The 19,127-nt window shown below is 60.6% G+C and carries 13 protein-coding genes; all 13 read left to right on the forward strand.

The features are described from left to right. Positions 1-55: 55 nt before the first annotated feature. Complete coding sequence (locus tag NMB38_RS07660; RefSeq protein WP_027914987.1) at positions 56-1,120, forward strand: AI-2E family transporter; 1,065 nt, start codon at positions 56-58, stop codon at positions 1,118-1,120. A gap of 170 nt (positions 1,121-1,290) precedes the next feature. Beyond that, positions 1,291-5,760 carry an NEL-type E3 ubiquitin ligase domain-containing protein gene (locus tag NMB38_RS07665; RefSeq protein WP_490806053.1) on the forward strand — a complete coding sequence of 1,490 codons (4,470 nt, stop codon included), beginning with the start codon at positions 1,291-1,293 and terminating at the stop codon, positions 5,758-5,760. Between the two features lie 79 nt (positions 5,761-5,839). Then, positions 5,840-6,862, forward strand: a complete 1,023-nt coding sequence (locus NMB38_RS07670) for an AraC family transcriptional regulator (protein ID WP_490806054.1) — start codon at positions 5,840-5,842, stop codon at positions 6,860-6,862. 75 nt (positions 6,863-6,937) lie between these two features. Then, positions 6,938-11,419: an NEL-type E3 ubiquitin ligase domain-containing protein gene (locus NMB38_RS07675; protein WP_490806055.1), complete on the forward strand. Its 4,482-nt coding sequence runs from the start codon at positions 6,938-6,940 to the stop codon at positions 11,417-11,419. A gap of 124 nt (positions 11,420-11,543) precedes the next feature. Further along, positions 11,544-13,190 carry an AMP-binding protein gene (locus tag NMB38_RS07680; protein ID WP_027914984.1) on the forward strand — a complete coding sequence of 549 codons (1,647 nt, stop codon included), beginning with the start codon at positions 11,544-11,546 and terminating at the stop codon, positions 13,188-13,190. 13 nt (positions 13,191-13,203) lie between these two features. After that, positions 13,204-13,971 carry an SDR family NAD(P)-dependent oxidoreductase gene (locus tag NMB38_RS07685; protein WP_027914983.1) on the forward strand — a complete coding sequence of 256 codons (768 nt, stop codon included), beginning with the start codon at positions 13,204-13,206 and terminating at the stop codon, positions 13,969-13,971. A gap of 11 nt (positions 13,972-13,982) precedes the next feature. After that, positions 13,983-15,176, forward strand: a complete 1,194-nt coding sequence (locus NMB38_RS07690) for an acetyl-CoA C-acyltransferase (protein WP_088523558.1) — start codon at positions 13,983-13,985, stop codon at positions 15,174-15,176. 8 nt (positions 15,177-15,184) lie between these two features. Further along, positions 15,185-16,312: an acyl-CoA dehydrogenase gene (locus NMB38_RS07695; RefSeq protein ID WP_027914981.1), complete on the forward strand. Its 1,128-nt coding sequence runs from the start codon at positions 15,185-15,187 to the stop codon at positions 16,310-16,312. 13 nt (positions 16,313-16,325) lie between these two features. Next, complete coding sequence (locus NMB38_RS07700; RefSeq protein ID WP_490806057.1) at positions 16,326-17,099, forward strand: enoyl-CoA hydratase; 774 nt, start codon at positions 16,326-16,328, stop codon at positions 17,097-17,099. Positions 17,100-17,138: 39 nt separating this feature from the next. Then, positions 17,139-17,378, forward strand: coding sequence for a hypothetical protein (locus tag NMB38_RS07705; RefSeq protein ID WP_027914979.1), 240 nt, complete (start codon positions 17,139-17,141; stop codon positions 17,376-17,378). 22 nt (positions 17,379-17,400) lie between these two features. Continuing rightward, on the forward strand, positions 17,401-17,526 hold the full coding sequence (locus NMB38_RS07710; RefSeq protein ID WP_494354934.1) for a hypothetical protein: 126 nt from the start codon (positions 17,401-17,403) through the stop codon (positions 17,524-17,526). Between the two features lie 577 nt (positions 17,527-18,103). Next, entirely contained in the window at positions 18,104-18,286 is a 183-nt protein-coding gene (locus tag NMB38_RS07715) for a hypothetical protein (protein WP_494354935.1), read from the forward strand. A gap of 399 nt (positions 18,287-18,685) precedes the next feature. Then, positions 18,686-19,090, forward strand: a complete 405-nt coding sequence (locus NMB38_RS07720; protein WP_023534004.1) for a TraR/DksA family transcriptional regulator — start codon at positions 18,686-18,688, stop codon at positions 19,088-19,090. Positions 19,091-19,127 lie beyond the last annotated feature (37 nt).

The following is a 19,127-nucleotide window of genomic DNA, read 5'->3' on the forward strand; positions in this document are numbered from 1 at the left end:
CACTTTTACCCCAGCACCACGCACTAATACCCCAGAACCCATCCGAGGACCGGAAATGAACGAAACTGCTTTGCAGAACAAGGCGCTGGCGGTGCTCCTGGCACTGGTCACCATTGCCTTCGTCTGGATCTTGCTGCCTTACTACGGCGCAATCTTCTGGGCGGTAATCCTTGGCATCCTGTTCGCGCCGTTGCAACGCAACCTGCTCATGCGCTTCGGGCGCCGACGCAATGTGGCCGCTGCCGTGACCACGCTCATCTGCTTACTGGTGGCGGTACTGCCGGTGATCATCATCAGCGGTCTGCTGGTGCAGGAGGGGGCAACGCTGTATCAACGCATCCAGAGCGGCCAGCTGGACATCGCAGGTTATGTCGAGCGGGGCAAGGACATGCTGCCAACGTTCGCCCAGAACGCGCTGGATAACCTGGGCATGGGCAACCTGGAAGCCTTGCGTGACAAGATCACCACCTGGGCCTCCCAAGGCAGCCAGGTTCTGGCTACCCAGGCTTTCAGCTTTGGCCAGGGCACATTCGACTTCGTGGTTGGCTTCGGCATCATGATGTACCTGCTGTTCTTCTTTCTGCGCGAGGGCGCCGAGGTCGTGCGCAAGGTGCGCATGGCCGTGCCGCTGCCTGAACACCAGAAGCGTCGCCTGCAGTTGAAGTTCAAACGTGTGGTGCGCGCCACGGTCAAGGGCAACGTGCTGGTGGCCATCACCCAAGGCGCGCTGGGCGGCTTGATTTTCTGGATCCTGGGGATCCCCAGCGCGCTGGTCTGGGCGGTGATGATGGCTTTCCTTTCGCTGCTGCCTGCCGTTGGCGCAGGCATCGTCTGGGGGCCGGTGGCGATCTACTTCCTGATGACCGGCGCAATCCTGCAAGGCGTGATCCTGACCGCATTCGGCGTGCTGGTGATCGGCCTCGTAGACAACGTGCTCAGGCCTATCCTGGTCGGCAAGGACACCCGCATGCCCGACTATTTGATCCTGGTATCGACTCTGGGCGGCCTTTCGGTGTTCGGCCTCAACGGTTTCGTCATCGGCCCGCTGATCGCCGCGCTGTTCATCTCCAGTTGGGCGATCTTTGCTTCGAGCAAGCCTCAGGTGCAGCTACCGCGATAACCGCCAACCAGGTACTGGCTTTGGAGGTAAAGGGGTTGGCTGCCAGGCCTGCCCCTTGGCATCCTGCCTCGCAGAAGGGCAATGCGGCTGTGTGAGGTGATCGAGTTCCCTCTGTATTGATTCGCAAGGTTCGGTAAAGGTGCGCGGCAACCCTTAACCTGGAGCCTAGCATGGCCGTCCTCACTACGCCTTCGAACCATACCGACAGATTCATCGCACAGCACATGCCTGAGTGGCTGCGTGCCGCTTCTTTAGGGCAGATACAAGCCCTGCGCATGCACGCTGAAGAAAACCGCCGTATCGAGCAGCGCCTGGCGTCACTGTTCAAAGGCATGGTCTCGCCGAAGTGGTACGCAGAGCAGATGCTGACTGCCACGATAGAGCAGAAGCTGGGCGTGCAGGTGGATCTGACGCATGCGCTCTGGCGAGAGCGCTGGGACAGCTATAGCGTGCTTGGGGGCGAGACGCTACGTCATCACTACACGTTTCACCCTGTCATGGCTCACCTGATGCAGAATTTTCCCTCCGGATCGAGCTTCGACGCCCGCAGCGGCATCATCTCCGGAGCTCATGGCATGTCTTTGACCGCGCCACTGCTGGTGAACAGTGCGAGCCTGGCCACTGCCTGCCGCTTGGTGGACACGGGCAAGCGCTATCAGGACTACCTCAAAAGCTTCTTTGACGACGCCGCCTGCACGCTGCTCGCCCAGGGCCAGCGCGCGCGCCTTGCGTTGGCCGTTGACGTTGCCGGGCTGCGAGGCGACATCAGCGAAGTGGATGCCGCTGCCCTGGGGCAAACCTTTGACAAGGTGGTGGCGCCTGATCCGAAGCAACTGGCAGTCGTGGTCAAGCACCTTCATGTGCTCGGACATGCACTGATCGGGGCGCTGGTGATCGAACTGTCCGACGGCGGGGCCAGCGGCCAGGCCAGCCCGGGTGCAGGGGTGGTGCTCTACCTGCCCCATGGGCCTTTGAAGAAGTTTGACGATTTGGACAGTTTGAAGGCCCACATGGTGAACCTGTTAAAAACGCCAGCGCATGCCTTCGATCTATTGAGGCTAGTGGCGGCCGATGCCCGGGCAGCGTTTCAGACAGTGCTGAAAAAGCGTCTGAGTGATGCAGCCCCTGATCTTGAAGTGACCGGCAAAACCGCCGGCGCATCGCTGTTTACCGAGCTGGCTGGGCTGCAAGTGGCCCGCATCAAAGCGGACGCCCTGTTTCTTCTGGTGCCTGTCGAAGAGGTAGATAGGCTGCAAAGGCTTCAACGGCTGCAGACGCTTGAACAGGTGGGAATGAACCTGGCACAGATGGCAGCGTTGTTCGTCCCGGAGCTGGGCGCGATGATGTTGGCCGCGACCGTAGTCGAGGTGCTGGGTGAAATTGGCGTAGCGGTGTATGACTGGTCGCGGGGCCATCAGCACGAAGCGTTGGAGCATGTACTGGGTGTGGCCGAAACGGTTGCAGTTACCGCACTGACGGCGGCAGGTGGCGCGGCGGTTGCACGCGGCTTCATGCGCAGCGCCTTCGTTGACGAGATGGTGCCAGTCGAACTGGATAATGCATCGCCTCGGCTGTGGGCTGAAGACTTGAGGCGCTATCGAGCAGTTGGCGTGCCTCACAATGCCGTACGAGGCCAGAATGGTCTGTTCCAGCACGGCGACAGGCACTGGTGGGTTCATGAAGGCGCTTATTACGCCGTCAGCAGAAAGACTGCGTCATCCCCCTGGCGCCTAGTGCGCAACGATGGCAAGACGGGCTTCGGGCCGGCGTTGGACTGGAACGGTGAGCATGGCTGGCGGCTGAACTGGCAGCGACCGCAATTGTGGAGTGGCGAGCGAGCCTTGTTGAGTCATCTCTGGCCCGTGACTGGCGACCTGGATTCGGGACGTGTGACTCAGATACTCAAGGTCGCCGACGTGGACCAGGCTCAGTTGCGCCGGGCGGTCGCTGAGCAGAGGGCGTTGCCGGTACGTCTGCGCGACACATTGGAACGGTTTGAAGCCGATAAGCGCATCGAAGACTTCTTCGCCACATTCGCGAGCCACCAGGGCAAGAACGATCCCCCTCTGTTGCAATGGTGCCTCGATCAGCTGACCGAGCAACAGCGCGCACCTGCCTCCGTATCTGCGTCGATCCTCGCGCAGGCGCCTCGCTTGCGTGAGGGCCTGATGAGCCACTTGACGCACAGGCTTGCCATGAGTCCCGAAGCGGCGGCAATCCAACGTGATTTTCCAGGGTTACCCGATGCTTACGCTGAAGGGGTAATAGCCAATGGCACTGCCGAGCAGTGTGAGCGATTGCTCGCGCAGGGCCGTCTTGATCTGGGGCTTGCCGAGAAGGCGCGCCTGGCATTACAGGAGGCCCGCGCCTGTCGCGCATTACAGGGCCTGTACCTTGAAAATGCCTATCACCCTGACCTGGCGTCGCTGGTCTTCGGGCTCTTGCGAAAAGAACCTGCATGGCCCATGGCCCACAATGTCCAGGTTCGCGAAGCGTCACCCACAGGGCGCGTATTGGCACAGCTGTACCCGGTGACGGATCCCGCCAGTGTGAAGGTGCTGGTGTGGGAGCATGGGCAGATGTCGGTCTATGAGGGGGGCAAACCCGTTCCACAAGACGTGCCTGGCGCCTGCGGTTTGCTTGAGAGGCTTTGGCAGCTTCTGCCTGAAGACCAGCGTAGTCGCTTGGGGTGGTCAACAACCGATGGTGTGAAAGCGCTGCGGGAAGGCTTGCAAGCGCGCATTCCGGCACAAAGAAGGGCTGTGCAGGAACTGATGGGCATGCAGGTGAGCCAGCCGACCTTTCGCCCACCCGCCCGCCTGCCTGATCATCGCTATGGCTACTTGCTAAGTGGTCGCGGCAGCGTCAACCACCTGGCCGAGCGGACGCTTCAGGATCGCGTGCGCAGCCTGTATCCAGGTTTCAGCGCACAACAACTCGAACTCTATCTTCAAGTGCTTGAGGAGCAGCCCGGTTCGCCTTTCACCCATTTGCTGGAGCTTGAGGGCCAATACTCGCGCCTGGACCTGACCCTCGAGCAATGGACTGCACTGCCTGCCGATGCGGCCAATGTAGCGCTGCGACGTAGAGTCAGCGACCAGCTAAGGCGCTGCTGGCGCTTTCAGGGGCACGCAGGTAGGCGGCAGACCAATGGGGACCCAGGTATGCTGCTATCGCTATCGGATATTGGTGCTGGCGAGCTGCCCGACTTGAGCGCGGTGGAGGGTTTCGGCCATGTCAGCGAGGTCGTGTTGGCCAACATGCGGCTGGGTGAAGTGCCCGAACGCTTTCTCAGGCCCTTTCATGGCATTACGACGCTGAACCTGGACAACAACGCCCTGACCCGGCTCCCCTCTGGGCTTTCGCAGTTGCGTGAGCTACAGGAGCTGACGATTTCGCGCAATAGCCTGCATCTGGACGATGCTGGTTTAGAAGTGCTTGCGGGCATGCCGAGGCTGAGTGTGCTTGACCTGAGTGACAACAGTATCGGCCATTTCACGATTGCCATGGACCGATTACCTCGCCTGCGTCAGCTGGGGCTTCGTAGAGTGGGGTTGACGCAAGTCCCGGTCCATCTGGAGCGAGCGGTTTCGCTGGAGTATGTAGACCTGCGTGACAACCATATCGGCGAGCTGCCCTTGCCCTTGCGGGCTCAGCGAACCCATTGGCGAAGCAGATTGGCATTGACGGGCAACCCTCTGCCTGCCCTTTACCGCGACTTGTGGATCGATGCCAGTCGCACCTCCGAAAGCGAGGTCAGTGCCGACGGTGACGCGTTTCATCTCAGCCGTTGGGTCGAGCGCTTGAGCCCAGCACAACAGGACGCTCGTACCGCCCAGTGGAACCGTCTGGTGGATGAGTCTGGCAGTGGCGATTTCTTCACGCTCATAGGTGAACTCACTGACACCAGTGATTTTCGTCTGGCCAGGGACGATCTGGAGGCCAGGGTCTGGGCAATGCTAGACAGAATCGAGAGTAACACCGCACTGCGCGAACAAACTTTTGCCTTGGCCAGTGAACCTCGTACGTGCGTGGACAGTGTCATATCCAGTTTCGGCTTGCTTGAGATCAGGTTGCTGAGTGCGTCGGTCGAGGCGGCCGCTGGAGAACACGCAGAAGGCGAACTGTTGAGTCTGGCGCGACGTTTCTTCCGCCTGGACCAAGTGGAGGCCTACGCCCGCCAAGACATGAGTAGTCGCGAAACCCGTGGCGAGGAGGTGGATCAGATCGAAGTCAGCCTTGCCTACAGGGTGGGGCTGGCGCGGACGCTGGAGTTGCCAGGTCAGGCAACCACCATGCAGTTCAGGACGATTGCAGGGGTCACGGAAGAGCACCTGAACGCAGCCGAAGCAGCGGTTCGCGCAGCCGAGGCCAGCGATGATCTGGCCATGGACATCAGTGAGCGTGGCTTTTGGTTCGATCACCTGCAACGCCAGTACCGCACAGCCTTTGACGTTCTATGCGAGCCGTTCGTGCAGCAGATGGAGGCGCTCTATGCAGGGCGTGAGAGTCTGACAGATGCCCAGTACGATACCCAGGCCAGGGCAATCGCCAAGGCGTGTGATGAGGCGGTAAAGGCCAAGGCGCTCGAACTCACACGCCAAGCACTGGCCCGGGAGGGTGAAGCCTTACCAGGGTGATTGGGCCTGTGGTGATCAAATGCTAGCCTTTTGGCGCTGTGGTCCTAAGATGGCTGCATTCGAGCAAACTGGGCCGTCAATGAGCGACAAGGACACTATCTCCATCGAACTGGTACGCGAGGCGTTGTTGCAGGCTTGTCATCAAGCAGGCGACGCGCCTCTGGTGCTGCGCAAGGCAGGCATCGAGCCGCATCTGCTCACGATGCCAGGTGCGCGCGTGCCGGCAACTGCTTACGCACGCCTCTGGCGCCTGCTGGCGCGGCGCTGCAACGATGAGTTCTTTGCCATGGACCCGCGCGGGCTACGCAGCGGCAGCTTGGCATTTCTCTGCCGTGCCAGCAGGGGACAACCGACGATCGGAGCAGGTATCGAAACCGCACTGGCTTTCCTGTCGTTGACCCTGGATCATCTACAGCCCCACTTGATTCGGCAGCAAAGCCTGGCCGAGATCGTCATCGTCGAGCCCTGTGATGAGCCTCGACGAGCATTCACTTACTTCACATTCTGGATGATCGTCCATGGTGTAGCGTGCTGGCTGGCAGGGCGTCGCATCCCGATCCTGGCCATCGAGTTGCGCTGCACCGAACCTGCGTTCTGCGATGACTACCGTGTCATGTTCTCGGAAAACCTGCAGTTCTCGCGCCCGCGCACCCGCATGATCCTGGCAGCCGACTGCTTCGATCAGCCCATCCGGCGCAGCGACGATGAGCTGCACCGTTTTCTGGCCCAGGCGCCGGCCAATATCCTGGTCAAGTATCGGGACCCTGACAGCCTCGCTCGACGCATTCGACGCGATCTGAGCGAGCGCGACCCAGCGTCGTGGCCCGATGCGAATGAACTTGCCCGCCAGTTATGCCTGTCGACCTCCACGCTACGGCGCAGGTTGGCAGAGGAGGGGCATAGCTATCAGGCCCTCAAGGACAGCGTGCGGCGTCAATTGGCTATCAGCTGGCTGGCTCAAGAGCAGGTGGGGATGCTGGAAATTGCAGCGCGTCTGGGCTTTGCCGACAGCAGTTCGTTCTACAAGGCCTTCCGCAAGTGGTTTGGTTGCAATCCGGGTCACTATCGAACGTTGGCCCTGGGTGCAGGGAAGGTCGGTTAGGTGGGGTTTCCGTGTGCCAGTCGCTGAGCGCCCATCACACAGTCGAGGTTGAATCAGCATCGACAGGACTACACGATGACAGCTTCTCCCACGACCGCTCCCGGCCCGAATCCCTCCTCTGCAAAGGTCGCCAGCGCTACACATGACTTCATAGCCGCGCGCCTACCTGAGTGGCTCAAGCGGGGTTCTCCCGCTCAACTCAACCGCCTGCGTGATCGCTTCAAGGCCCACCAGGGCAGCCAGGAGCGTGTGCGCGCCTTTACTCGGCGGTTGATTCCACTGCAAAGCTTCGCTGAGCTGCATATGCAGAGGCTGGTTGCACACCTGCCGGGCAGTCCGGCCCTGGATGCGCTGCAGTGGCGGGAGATACGGCGCAATTTCAAGGTCCCGCATGGCATGGTCCTGCCTGTCGATGAGGTCATCGAGGTGAGAGAGCCTGCCGTCTTGCGCCTGATGCAGAATTTTAACGAGCAGGCCAGCTTCTATCTGGGCACCGGTTTGGTGAGTACAGGTGAAGACGCCCTGCTCACTGCGGGCACGGATGCACTGGTGCAAGCGTGCCGGGACCTGGATGCGGGCGGGCGTTACCAGAAGCTCTTGTCGCAGGTATTCACCGATGACACCTGCCAAGCGCTGATTGCAGACAAGCGAGCGGCGTTTGCGTTGGCCACCGAAGTGGCGGCGCTGCGCGGTGATTTAACGGCAAGACAGCAGATTGCGTTGGCGGGCTTGGCAAACGATGAGGCCTCTCACGCTGAGCTGGGTGCCTATCCGGGTATGCTGAGCATGCTGGGGCATACCCTGAGCGATGTCGTAGTCGTCCAGTTGCGCGATCGGCAAGGTGTGGATCGAGGGATCGTACTCTACAGACCCAGCGATCCTGGCCAGGCATTGCGCCATTTCACGTCCATTCAGGAAATGAACACCGTGCTCGCGGCCGCTCTGCAGAAGGAGGATTACCGGGCTTACTTCAGTCAGTTGGTGTCTGTGGAAGAGCGCGCACGCTTCCTCGATACATTGAGCAAGCGCTTGAGCGACGCCGTGTCTGACCTTTCCCTTGAAGGCGTCACGGGACCTGAGGATATCTTCTCCAGGCTGGTCGACCAACAGGTTCAGCGAATCAAAGACGACGCCCGTCTGCTGTTGGTACCCACCGCACAGGTGGACCGAGACGCCTCTGAAGCGCGACGCAAGCAGTGGCGCTCGTTGGGCTGGAATCTGGTCAACCTGGCCGGGCTTTTCATACCTGTGGTGGGCGCGATGCTGCTTGGGCAGTTGGTGGTGCAAACGCTATCGGAAGTCTTCGAGGGTGCAACTGATTGGTATCACGGTCATCAGCACGAGGCTCTGGAGCAGATGCTTGGCGTGGCCGAGACGCTGGCGGTGACTGCGGTTGTCGGCGCCGGAGCCAATATTCTGGCCAGAGGCTATGCGGCCACTGATTTCGTAGAAGGGCTGGAACCCGTGCGCGGGGTCGATGGGAAATCGCGGCTATGGGCCAACGACCTCAAGGTCTATGCCAGCTTGCCGGAGGACCCGCAATTGCACAGCGACGGTCTGTACAGAGACTGGGGGCGAGCCTTTTTCCGTAGTGGCAAACGTTATTTCCAGGCGCATCGCCCTGATCCAAATGAGCCATGGCGCTTGCGTCATGCTCGGCGTCCGGCAGGCTTTGGGCCAGTTCTGGAGCACTTCGGCGAGCGAAGCTGGCAGTTGAACGCTGGTCGAGCAGTGGAAATGGATCAGCCTGATCTCATGCTTGAACAGCTTTGGCCTCAGCCTAGATCGCTCACTCATCAGCAGGCCAGCAGGGTGATGCAGGCCGCCGGAATGGATGTCGCGGCACTTCGCGGGTTACTGGTGGAGGCGCGGGACATTCCAGCCAGTTTGTGTGACAGCCTGGAGCGTTTCGAAGCCAATGCGCGTGTCAGCAGGTTTTTTACCGCCCTTCAACACGGTGCGAGCCCGCGAGATGAAAGCGCGTTGGTGCAGTGGTGCCTGGAACAAACCGGTAGCGGTAGCCTTGTGCAGCTGCAGGAAAACCTACTTGAGCATGCAGATCGCTTACGTGGGCTAATGTTCCAGCACCTGTGCCAGGTGCCAGCGGTCGATGACCCGTTGTCGGCCGTCATCAGAACAGGCATGCCGGGTTTGCCCGAGCGTTACGTTCAAGCGTTGGCCGCGGACGTAGGGCGAACCGAGCGCGATCTTGCTCTGAGCATGGGAAAACTGCCGTTGCGTTGCCTACGCCAGGGTGCTTCGTTGCTGCGTGTTGCCAGGTTGACCCGGGCCATGTGCGGTGTGTACCTCCCTAACGCTTACTGCGATGAAGCGGGCGAACTCGCGTTGGCCCTGCTGCAGCGATTGGATGCATGGCCGGCCCGTCACATCGAGCTCTGGACAGACGGTCCGGGTGCGCGCCGGATTGCGGCGGTAGGTAATCAGCTGCCGGGCGCCAATCTGGTCAAGATCGTTCACAAGGAGGGGCGTTTCCGGGCGATCGAAGAGCCAGAAGCAGGCTATGGAGCCGTGGTCGATGAGTCGAACGACTTCTACCAGACGCTGCTCGCATTGCTGGAGCCTTCCCAGCGTACTGCGCTTGATCTGGATGGCGATCACGCTGCCTCGACCTTGCGTGATCGCCTGATTGAGCTGTTGCCTGAAACGCACGCCGAAGTCGAGCAACTGCTGGGCTGGCCTCGACAGGATCGTTGGTTCAATCCAGGCCGTCGTATGCCCGACGGTCGCATAGGCTACCCACTCAGTGGTAGCCCGGCTCGACGACGTAACCCCGACAGCCTGCTGCGAAGCCGTTTGCGCAACCTGTACCCTGGCCTGGACGACAGTGCGATCGACAACCGTTTGGCGCGTTTGCTTACAGGCCCTCATACTGCCTATGACGCCTTGCTGGAACTGGAAGAGGACCATGCTGACCTTGAAAGACACCTGAGCCGCTGGACAGGCTTTGAGTCCAATCCAGCCCGTCAGCGGGCTCGTCGACAGGTCGCCGATCAGATCCGCCGCGCCTGGCGACAGATGGGCGAACCTCTGGGCGATGAGACGGCTGGTCAACGGCTGAGCATTATCAACCTGAATGTCGGCAGTCTGCCCGAACTGCCTGCCCATATCGAGTTCGAGCTGACACGCTCATTGGTCATCCGTGATGTGCCGATCACGCATATGCCTACTGGGTTCCTTTCAAGCTTCACCCGCTTAAGAGAACTGAACCTGAGCAGCACCGGCCTGCTCGGCGTGCCTACAGAAGTCGCCTACCTGGTCGATTTGCGCACCCTGCGCCTGGCACGCAACAACATTCGGCTGAACGATCAGGCCTTGAACGCATTGACCCGCCTGCCGCAGTTGACTCACCTGGATCTGAGCTACAACCCGCTGGGGGCATTCGAGATGCGCTATAACCAGTTGACGCGCCTTGTTGAATTGAACTTGCGTCGCTGCAGGTTGGGTGCGTGGCCCTCGGGGTTGGAGTTGTGCAGCACCTTGGAACGCGCCGACCTGCGTGACAACCTCTTGCACGTTGTGCCAGCGGAAATTGTACAGCTGCCACATGCCCGCCGAATGGGTTTCATGGTGGAGCGAAACCGGTTGAGCAGTGTCGAGATGCAGCGGCTGTTTGCCCTTGATTCGATCGCCGAGCATTTCCATCTTCCCGAGCCACGGCGCGTAATCGACCGGCAGGTGACCCGTGATCTATGGCTCGATGCAGGCGATCCGCATTTGCGCGTCAGCCGTCAGGCCCTTTGGTCACGCTTGGTGGCTGATCCGGGCAGCGATGGTCTGGTACGGTTGCTGGGGCTTCTCGGGGATACCGGCGACTACGACACTGCACCGTTCCAGCTGGCGGAGCGAGTGTGGGCATTACTCGAAGCAGTTGACGCAAACGAGCAGCTGCGCCAGAGAATCCATAGTCTGGCTCGCCTGCCGTTAACCTGCATGAACACCGTTGCTGATCGGTTCAGTGAGCTTCAAGTCAGAGCACTTATCGATAGGTCTGAGCACAACGTCGCGCCGGAGCGCGGTAATGAGCTATTGGGTATCGGGCAGCAACTGTTTCGTCTGGACCGGCTTGAGCAGGTCGCCAGGCGAGATGTGTTGCAGCGCCTCGCAGCGCTGGAGAGGGTGGATCAGGCTGCCGTCAGCCTGGCTTACCGTGTGAGGTTGCGGGCTCGCCTGAACCTGCCGTGTCAGCCCCATAGCATGCTCTACGCCGATGCTGCCGAGCTGACCAGCACTCAGCTTGAGAACGCCTACCGTGAGGTGATCGCAGCGATGACCCCTGATGCGCTGTCGATGAGCCTGTCCCAACGTGTGTTCTGGGCGAATTATATCCATGAGCGGCATACCGAGGTGTTCGAGGCGCTGCACGCTCAGTTCGCCGCACGTCGATCGGCATTGGCCTTGCGACAATCAACGTTGGATGCCATCGATTATCAGCTTCTGCTAGACAGCCTGGACACCGAACAAGCCACTCAGGACCAGTCGCTGGTGTTCGAACTGACTCGGCAGTTTCTTATAGGTCGCGAACGCGGATTGTCTTAACCGCCGTTGTGGCCAAACCGATCATTCACAATGAATGGTTTGGCCATTGTGGTTACCCCTGAGCGGCGCGAACATCGTCCTGACTTGACAGTGCACTCCAACAATAAAAAGCAGGAGTCTGACGATGCGTGATTACGCCGAGGCCGTTCGCTCGTTCCATTACCTTGGGGCCGCGCAGGCTGCCCTGCAGGGCGAACTGCAGGCCCTCAACGCCTGTGTCGAATGTTGTGATCGCCACACTGGCTTCGACAAGCTGGCCCTGAACTGGCTGGACAGCGAAGGCAACTGCGAACAGATGAGTTTCGACAACCTGCAGGCACTGGCCACCCGCTTTGCCAGTGTCTTGCGCGCCCACGGGGTGAGTGCGGGCGACCGTGTAGCGGGGCTGTTGCCGCGCACCCCGCAACTGTTGATCACCATTCTAGCCACCTGGCGTCTGGGTGCCGTTTATCAGCCGTTGTTCACCGCCTTCGGGCCTGCTGCCATCGAACATCGACTGCACCAGTCGCATGCCCGTGTCGTGGTGACTGACCGCAGCAACCGGATAAAGCTCGATGACGTCCACGGCTGCCCGCTCACGATAACGGTCGATGCCCGTGACGGCGAGCTGGACTTCCAGGAGTGCCTTGAAAACGCCTCGCCTGAATGTGAACCGGTCATGCTCACAGGTGACGATCCCTTCCTGCTGATGTTCACATCCGGAACCACCGGCCCTGCCAAACCCCTTGAGGTCCCGCTACGGGCCATCGTAGCGTTCCAAGGCTACATGCGTGATGCCATCGATCTGCGCCCAGAGGATAGGTTTTGGAACCTGGCGGACCCAGGCTGGGCCTACGGACTTTATTACGCAGTGACCGGGCCGCTTTCACTCGGGCAGGCGACCACCTTCTACAACGGCCCCTTTAGTGTCGACAGCTGTACGAAGGTCATTACCCAGCTGGGCATCAACAACCTGGCCGGCTCGCCAACGGCCTTTCGCCTGCTCATTGCAGCCGGTGATCAGTTCAGCACCCCAGTCAAAGGACGCCTGCGCGTGGTGAGCAGTGCAGGAGAGCCGTTGAACCCTGAAGTGATCCGCTGGTTCGCCGAGCATGCCGGGGTAACCATTCATGACCACTATGGGCAGACGGAGCTGGGCATGGTGCTGTGTAACCATCACGGCCTGGCCCACCCGGTGCACGTGGGATCTGCAGGTTTTGCCATACCGGGGCATCGCATTGTCGTACTCGATGAGCAGGGACGCGAACTGCCCGCCGGTCAGCCGGGTATCCTGGCGGTGGATCGCGAACGATCGCCCCTGTGCTGGTTCGCCGGTTACCACGGGCTGCCAACCAAGGCCTTCGTTGGCAAGTACTACCTGAGCGGCGACACCGTCGAACTGAACCCCGATGGCAGCATCAGCTTCGTCGGGCGCAGCGATGATGTAATCACCACGTCCGGGTATCGGGTTGGGCCCTTCGATGTGGAGAGCGCACTGATTGAGCACCCGGCCGTCATCGAAGCGGCAGTGGTCGGCAAGCCTGATCCTGAACGCACCGAGGTGATCAAGGCATTCGTGGTGCTGGCCACGGGTTACGGCCCCAGCGCCGAACTTGAAGAGCAATTGCGCCAGCATGTCCGCCAGCGCCTCTACGCCCATGCCTACCCCAGAGAAGTCGAGTTCGTCAGCGAGTTGCCGAAGACACCCAGCGGCAAGCTGCAACGCTTCATCCTGCGCAATCAGGAAGTAGCTCGACAACACGCGCAGCTCGCCACCACGGCCGGCGTTTGAGAGGAAACCGATCATGCAAATAGCCAACAAACACTTCATCGTCAGCGGCGCAGCCTCCGGTCTGGGCGCCGCTACCGCGCACATGCTGATCGAGGCAGGCGCTTCGGTCATGCTCGTGGACCTCAACGGCGACGCCGTGCAAGCCAAAGCCCACGAGCTGGGCGAGCGCGCGCGCTTCAGCGTGGCCGACATCAGTGACGAAGCCGCTGCGCAGGCGGCCGTATCGGCGGCACTGGCAGCGTTCGGTAGCCTGCACGGTCTGGTGAACTGCGCAGGCATCGTGGGCGCTGAAAAGGTAGTGGGGAAGCAAGGCCCGCACCGTCTGAGCAGTTTTGCCCACGTCATCAATGTCAACCTGGTGGGCAGCTTCAACCTGCTGAGGTTATGTGCCCAGGCCATGGCCGAGGGAGGGGCGGACGACGCAGGCGAGCGGGGCGTGATCATCAACACGGCCTCCGTCGCGGCCTACGACGGCCAGATCGGGCAATGTGCCTATGCAGCGTCCAAAGGGGCCATTGCCAGCATGACGTTGCCCGCCGCGCGCGAGCTGGCGCGTTACGGTATTCGTGTAATGACAATCGCGCCAGGCATTTTCGAAACGCCGATGATGGCCGGGATGACGCCCGAGGTTCGTGACTCGCTCGCAGCGGGTGTGCCTTTTCCTCCGCGGCTTGGGCGTCCAGAGGAATACGCGGCGCTGGCGCGCCACATCATCGAGAACAGCATGCTCAATGGTGAGGTCATCCGTCTGGACGGTGCCTTGCGCATGGCAGCCAAGTGAGGGTTACACCCATGAACACCCGCGAAGATCCCATCGTCATCGTCAGCGCAGTACGAACCCCGATGGGTGGATTACAAGGCGAGCTTAGCAGTCTCTCTGCCGTGCAGTTGGGCAGCGCGGCCATTGGCGCCGCGATTGAGCGCGCGGGCGTGGAGGCGCACAGCGTCGATCAGGTGCTGTTCGGCTGCGTGTTGCCGGCTGGCCTTGGCCAGGCGCCGGCGCGTCAGGCTGCACTGGGTGCTGGCCTGGGCAAGCACACCACCTGTACCACGCTCAACAAGATGTGTGGGTCCGGCATGCAGGCCGCCATGCTCGCCCATGACCTGCTGGCGGCAGGCACCGCCGACATGGTGGTCGCCGGCGGCATGGAGAGCATGAGCAACGCCCCCTATCTACTGGACAAGGCCCGCGGCGGTTACCGCATGGGCCATGGCAAGGTGATCGATCACATGTTCATGGATGGTCTTGAGGACGCCTATGACAAGGGTCGCTTGATGGGCACGTTTGCCGAGGACTGTGCCCAGGCCAATGGTTTCAGCCGTAAAGACCAGGACGACTTCGCCATCGCATCGCTTACCCGTGCCCAACAGGCCATCCTCAGTGGCCGCTTTGCGGATGAAATCGTGCCGGTGGAGGTGACGCAAGGCAAGCAACGCCGTCTGGTCAAAGACGATGAGCAGCCGCCCAAGGCACGCCTGGACAAGATCGCCCAATTGCGCCCGGCGTTTCGAGACGGCGGTACGGTGACGGCTGCCAACGCCAGCTCCATTTCCGATGGTGCGGCAGCGCTGGTGCTGATGCGTCGCTCCGAGGCGCACAAGCGAGGCCTGAAGCCGATGGCGATCATCCACGGCCATGCGGCCTTCGCCGATGCCCCGGCCCTGTTTCCGACCGCGCCTATTGGGGCCATCGACAAGCTGATCAAGCGTACGGGATGGGCGCTGAGCGATGTCGACCTGTTCGAAATCAACGAAGCGTTCGCGGTTGTGACCCTGGCAGCCATGAAGCGTCTGGACCTGCCCTACGATAAGGTCAACATTCATGGCGGCGCTTGCGCTTTGGGCCACCCGATCGGCGCCTCAGGGGCGCGCATTCTGGTCACCCTGTTGCATGCCCTGCGCCAGAACAACCTGCGTCGCGGGGTGGCGGCCATCTGCATTGGCGGTGGTGAAGCCACGGCCATGGCTGTCGAATGCCTGGAGTGAGGTGAACCATGCTGGTCAACGAGGAACAACAACAAATCGCCGATGCTGTGCGCAGCTTTGCACAGGAACGGTTGAGACCGTTTGCCGAACAATGGGACAAGGACCATCGGTTTCCGCGCGAAGCCATCGAGGAAATGGCAGCGCTCGGCTTGTTCGGCATGCTGGTGCCTGAGCAGTGGGGCGGCAGCGACACCGGTTATGTGGCCTATGCCATGGCCTTGGAGGAGATCGCTGCCGGCGATGGTGCGTGCTCGACCATCATGAGCGTGCACAACTCGGTAGGGTGTGTGCCTATTCTGCGTTTTGGCTCGGAGCAGCAAAAGCGCGAGTACCTGACGCCGCTGGCAACCGGCGCCATGCTTGGGGCGTTCGCCCTGACAGAGCCTCAGGCAGGCTCCGATGCCAGCAGCCTGAAAACCCGTGCGCGCCGCGAGGGCGACGACTACGTGCTCAGTGGCAGCAAACAGTTCATCACCTCCGGCCAGAATGCCGGGGTGGTGATCGTGTTCGCCGTGACGGATCCGCAGGCAGGCAAGCGCGGGATCAGCGCGTTCATCGTGCCGACCGACGCACCGGGGTATCAGGTGGCCCGCGTCGAGGACAAGCTCGGCCAGCATGCGTCCGACACCTGTCAGATCGTGTTCGAGAACGTGCGCGTGCCTGTGGCCAACCGACTGGGTGAGGAGGGTGAAGGCTACAAGATTGCCTTGGCCAATCTCGAGGGCGGACGCATCGGCATCGCGGCGCAGTCCGTAGGCATGGCGCGCGCCGCGTTCGAAGTGGCCCGTGACTATGCCAAGGAGCGGCAGAGTTTCGGCAAACCGCTGATCGAGCATCAGGCCGTGGCTTTCCGGTTGGCGGACATGGCAACCCAGGTCGCCGTCGCCCGGCAGATGGTGTTGCACGCTGCCGCCTTGCGCGATGCGGGGCAGCCTGCGCTGATGGAAGCGTCCATGGCCAAGCTCTTTGCCTCGGAAATGGCCGAGAAGGTTTGCTCACATGCCTTGCAGACCCTGGGCGGTTATGGCTATCTGAGCGACTTCCCGCTGGAGCGCATCTATCGTGACGTGCGGGTTTGCCAGATTTACGAAGGCACCAGCGATATTCAGCGCATGGTCATTGCGCGCAATCTTTGAAGGAGCAGACCACATGGCATTCGAAACCATCCTGTTGGACATTCATGGCAAGGTTGGCCTGATCACGCTCAATCGCCCGCAGGCGCTCAACGCCTTGAACGCGCAGATCGTCAGCGAACTGAACCAGGCCTTGGATCAGCTTGAGCGCGACCCTGGCATTGGCTGCGTGGTGCTCACAGGTTCGGCGAAGGCGTTTGCAGCTGGCGCAGACATCAAGGAAATGGCTGAGCTCAAATACCCGCAAATCTACGTGGACGACCTGTTCAGCGATGCCGACCGCATTGCCAATCGGCGCAAGCCGATCATTGCCGCAGTGTCGGGCTTTGCGCTGGGCGGTGGTTGTGAACTGGCGATGATGTGCGACTTCATTCTGGCGGGTGACAATGCCAAGTTCGGTCAGCCGGAAATCAACCTGGGGGTGTTGCCGGGCATGGGTGGAACGCAGCGCTTGACCCGTGCGGTGGGTAAGGCCAAAGCCATGGAGTTGTGCCTGACCGGTCGCCTGATGGGTGCTGAGGAAGCGGAGCGCTCAGGGCTGGTGGCGCGTGTCGTGCCGCAGGACGAGCTGTTGCAGGAGGCGCTGAAAGTGGCCGCCACCATCGCTGCCAAATCCATTCCGGTGAGCATGATGGTCAAGGAGAGCGTCAACCGCGCGTTCGAGGTCACGCTCAGCGAAGGTGTGCGGTTCGAGCGGCGAGTGTTTCATGCGGCGTTCTCGACCGCAGATCAGAAAGAGGGCATGGCCGCGTTCATTGCCAAGCGTGAAGCGCAGTTCAAGGATCGTTGACAGGGGGCGTTTTGCAGTGATTTGCACGGTGGTTCAAGGATGAAGAGGCGTCGCGCTCAGGGTGATGCCGGTGCGATAGTGTGGGTGGTCCTGTTTGTTGCTGCGCTTGGCCTGTGGGCGTCTCGCTACCCCAGCATGATCGAGCGCAGGGTTGAAGCGCGCAAGGCGCAGCAACAGGCGGTCCAGCCTGAGCGGCGGGTCTCCGAGACGACCGTTGAGATCATGTTGCCGGACGGGCGGCGTCTGCGGCAGCTGGAATCGGAGGCATTGACCAAATAGCCTAAGTGGTTTGCAATCCTTGATGCTGATGCTGATGCTGATGCTGATGCTGATGCTGATGCTGATGCTGATGCTGATGCTGATGCTGATGCTGCCATTGCCATTGCCGTTGCCGTTGCCGTTGCTCTTGCTTCTAAGCGCGCGATAGTCCAGGCGCCACAGATCGCGACTTCAGGAGGCCGAGCGCAGGGCTTGCGGAGGGAGGTGACAGGCATGGATGCCTGTCAAGCGCTGGGCCCCAGGATGGGGCCTGCAGCGCGGTCCTCCCGGGAGCAAGCCCGGAGCGAGGGGACCCCGGAGCGTAGCGTAGGGGCCGGATGATAGGAGCAGGCGGTTTTTGCTTACTTTTTGCCAAGACAAAAAGTGAGCCGCCGTAAGGGCGGAAGGGTGACTGTGCGCCACCCGCGCCAATGAATGCCAACTCGATATATGCGCCCACGCTTTGAAGTTTGAAGTTTGAAGTTTGAAGTTTGAAGTTTGAAGTTCGATGGGTTGGTGTGGGTATTGATAGAGAGCATAGTCCATTTGCGATGGCGACGCTTAATCACCTTTTCGCCCTTACGGCGAGTTACTTTTTGTCAAACGCCACAAAAAGTAACCAAAAAAGGCTGCGCTCCATTCATACGGCCCCTACGCTGCGCTTCGGGGTTCCCTCACTTCGGTCTTGCTCCCGGGAGGACCGCGCTGCAGGCCCCATCCTGGGGCCCAGCGCTTGACAGGCATCCATGCCTGTCACCTCCCTCCGCAAGACCTGCGTTCGGCCTTCTGAAGTCGCGAAGATCAAAAGCAAAAGCAAGAGCAAGAGCAAGAGCAAGAGCAAGAGCAAGAGCAAGAGCAAGATCGGGATGGGCGTGTTGATCTTGAATTTGAAGTTTCGTTGCGCTCAGTGGTTGCTGCCTCGTAATTGATTATTACAGTGAGGCTTATAAATGGCATGTATATGAAGCGCCCTTTGTAGGAGCGGGCTTGTCCCGCGATGGAGTGCGAAGCGCTCCCTCATCGCCATCCAGATAGCACGGCATTATAGTTTCTAAGGTTACCGTTGCCTTGCAGTAAACATGTTCCCGAATCTACCCGCGCTGCTCAAACTCGCGCCTAGGCCTTCAGACGCAAGCACCGGCCGGCGGATTGTAAGCAGCGAATGCCAACGCCACCCCATTTTGCTGTTGCTCAAGGCGACGCTGCGCCTTAGACTGCCGCCCCTTGTTGAAGAGTGCCGACTGGCGCTTGAAAAAATTCCGCTGCCGATGCCTAGGCGTCGGCGGCAAACGAATCGCCTAAATGCACCTATTTTCATAGAGAAATCGATGACCAAGGAACAGTTGCTGGCCATGCCGGCCGATGACTACATGAATGCTGAACAGCTGAGCTTCTTCACTCAGCTGCTACAAGCAATGAAAGTCGAGACCCATGAACGCATCGAGCTGAGCCGTGCCACCATCGAAGGCCTGGATACCCCCTCGGATCCTGCCGATGTAGCATCGGTCGAAGAAGAGCGTAGCTGGCTGGTGAATGCCATCGATCGCGATCAGCGCCTGCTTCCCCAACTGGAGATGGCGCTGGACCGTATCGCCGACGAGAGCTTCGGCTGGTGCGACGACAGCGGTGAACCGATCGGTCTCAAGCGTTTGCTGATCAGCCCAACCACCAAATACTGCATCGAAGCACAAGAGCGCCACGAGCAGCTTGATCGCCATCAGCGTCAGGCCTGAGCCGCTCAGGTTGCCAAGCCCCATGGAGCGATTCGTG

It is taken from the genome of Pseudomonas sp. FBCC-B35 (assembly GCF_059133755.1).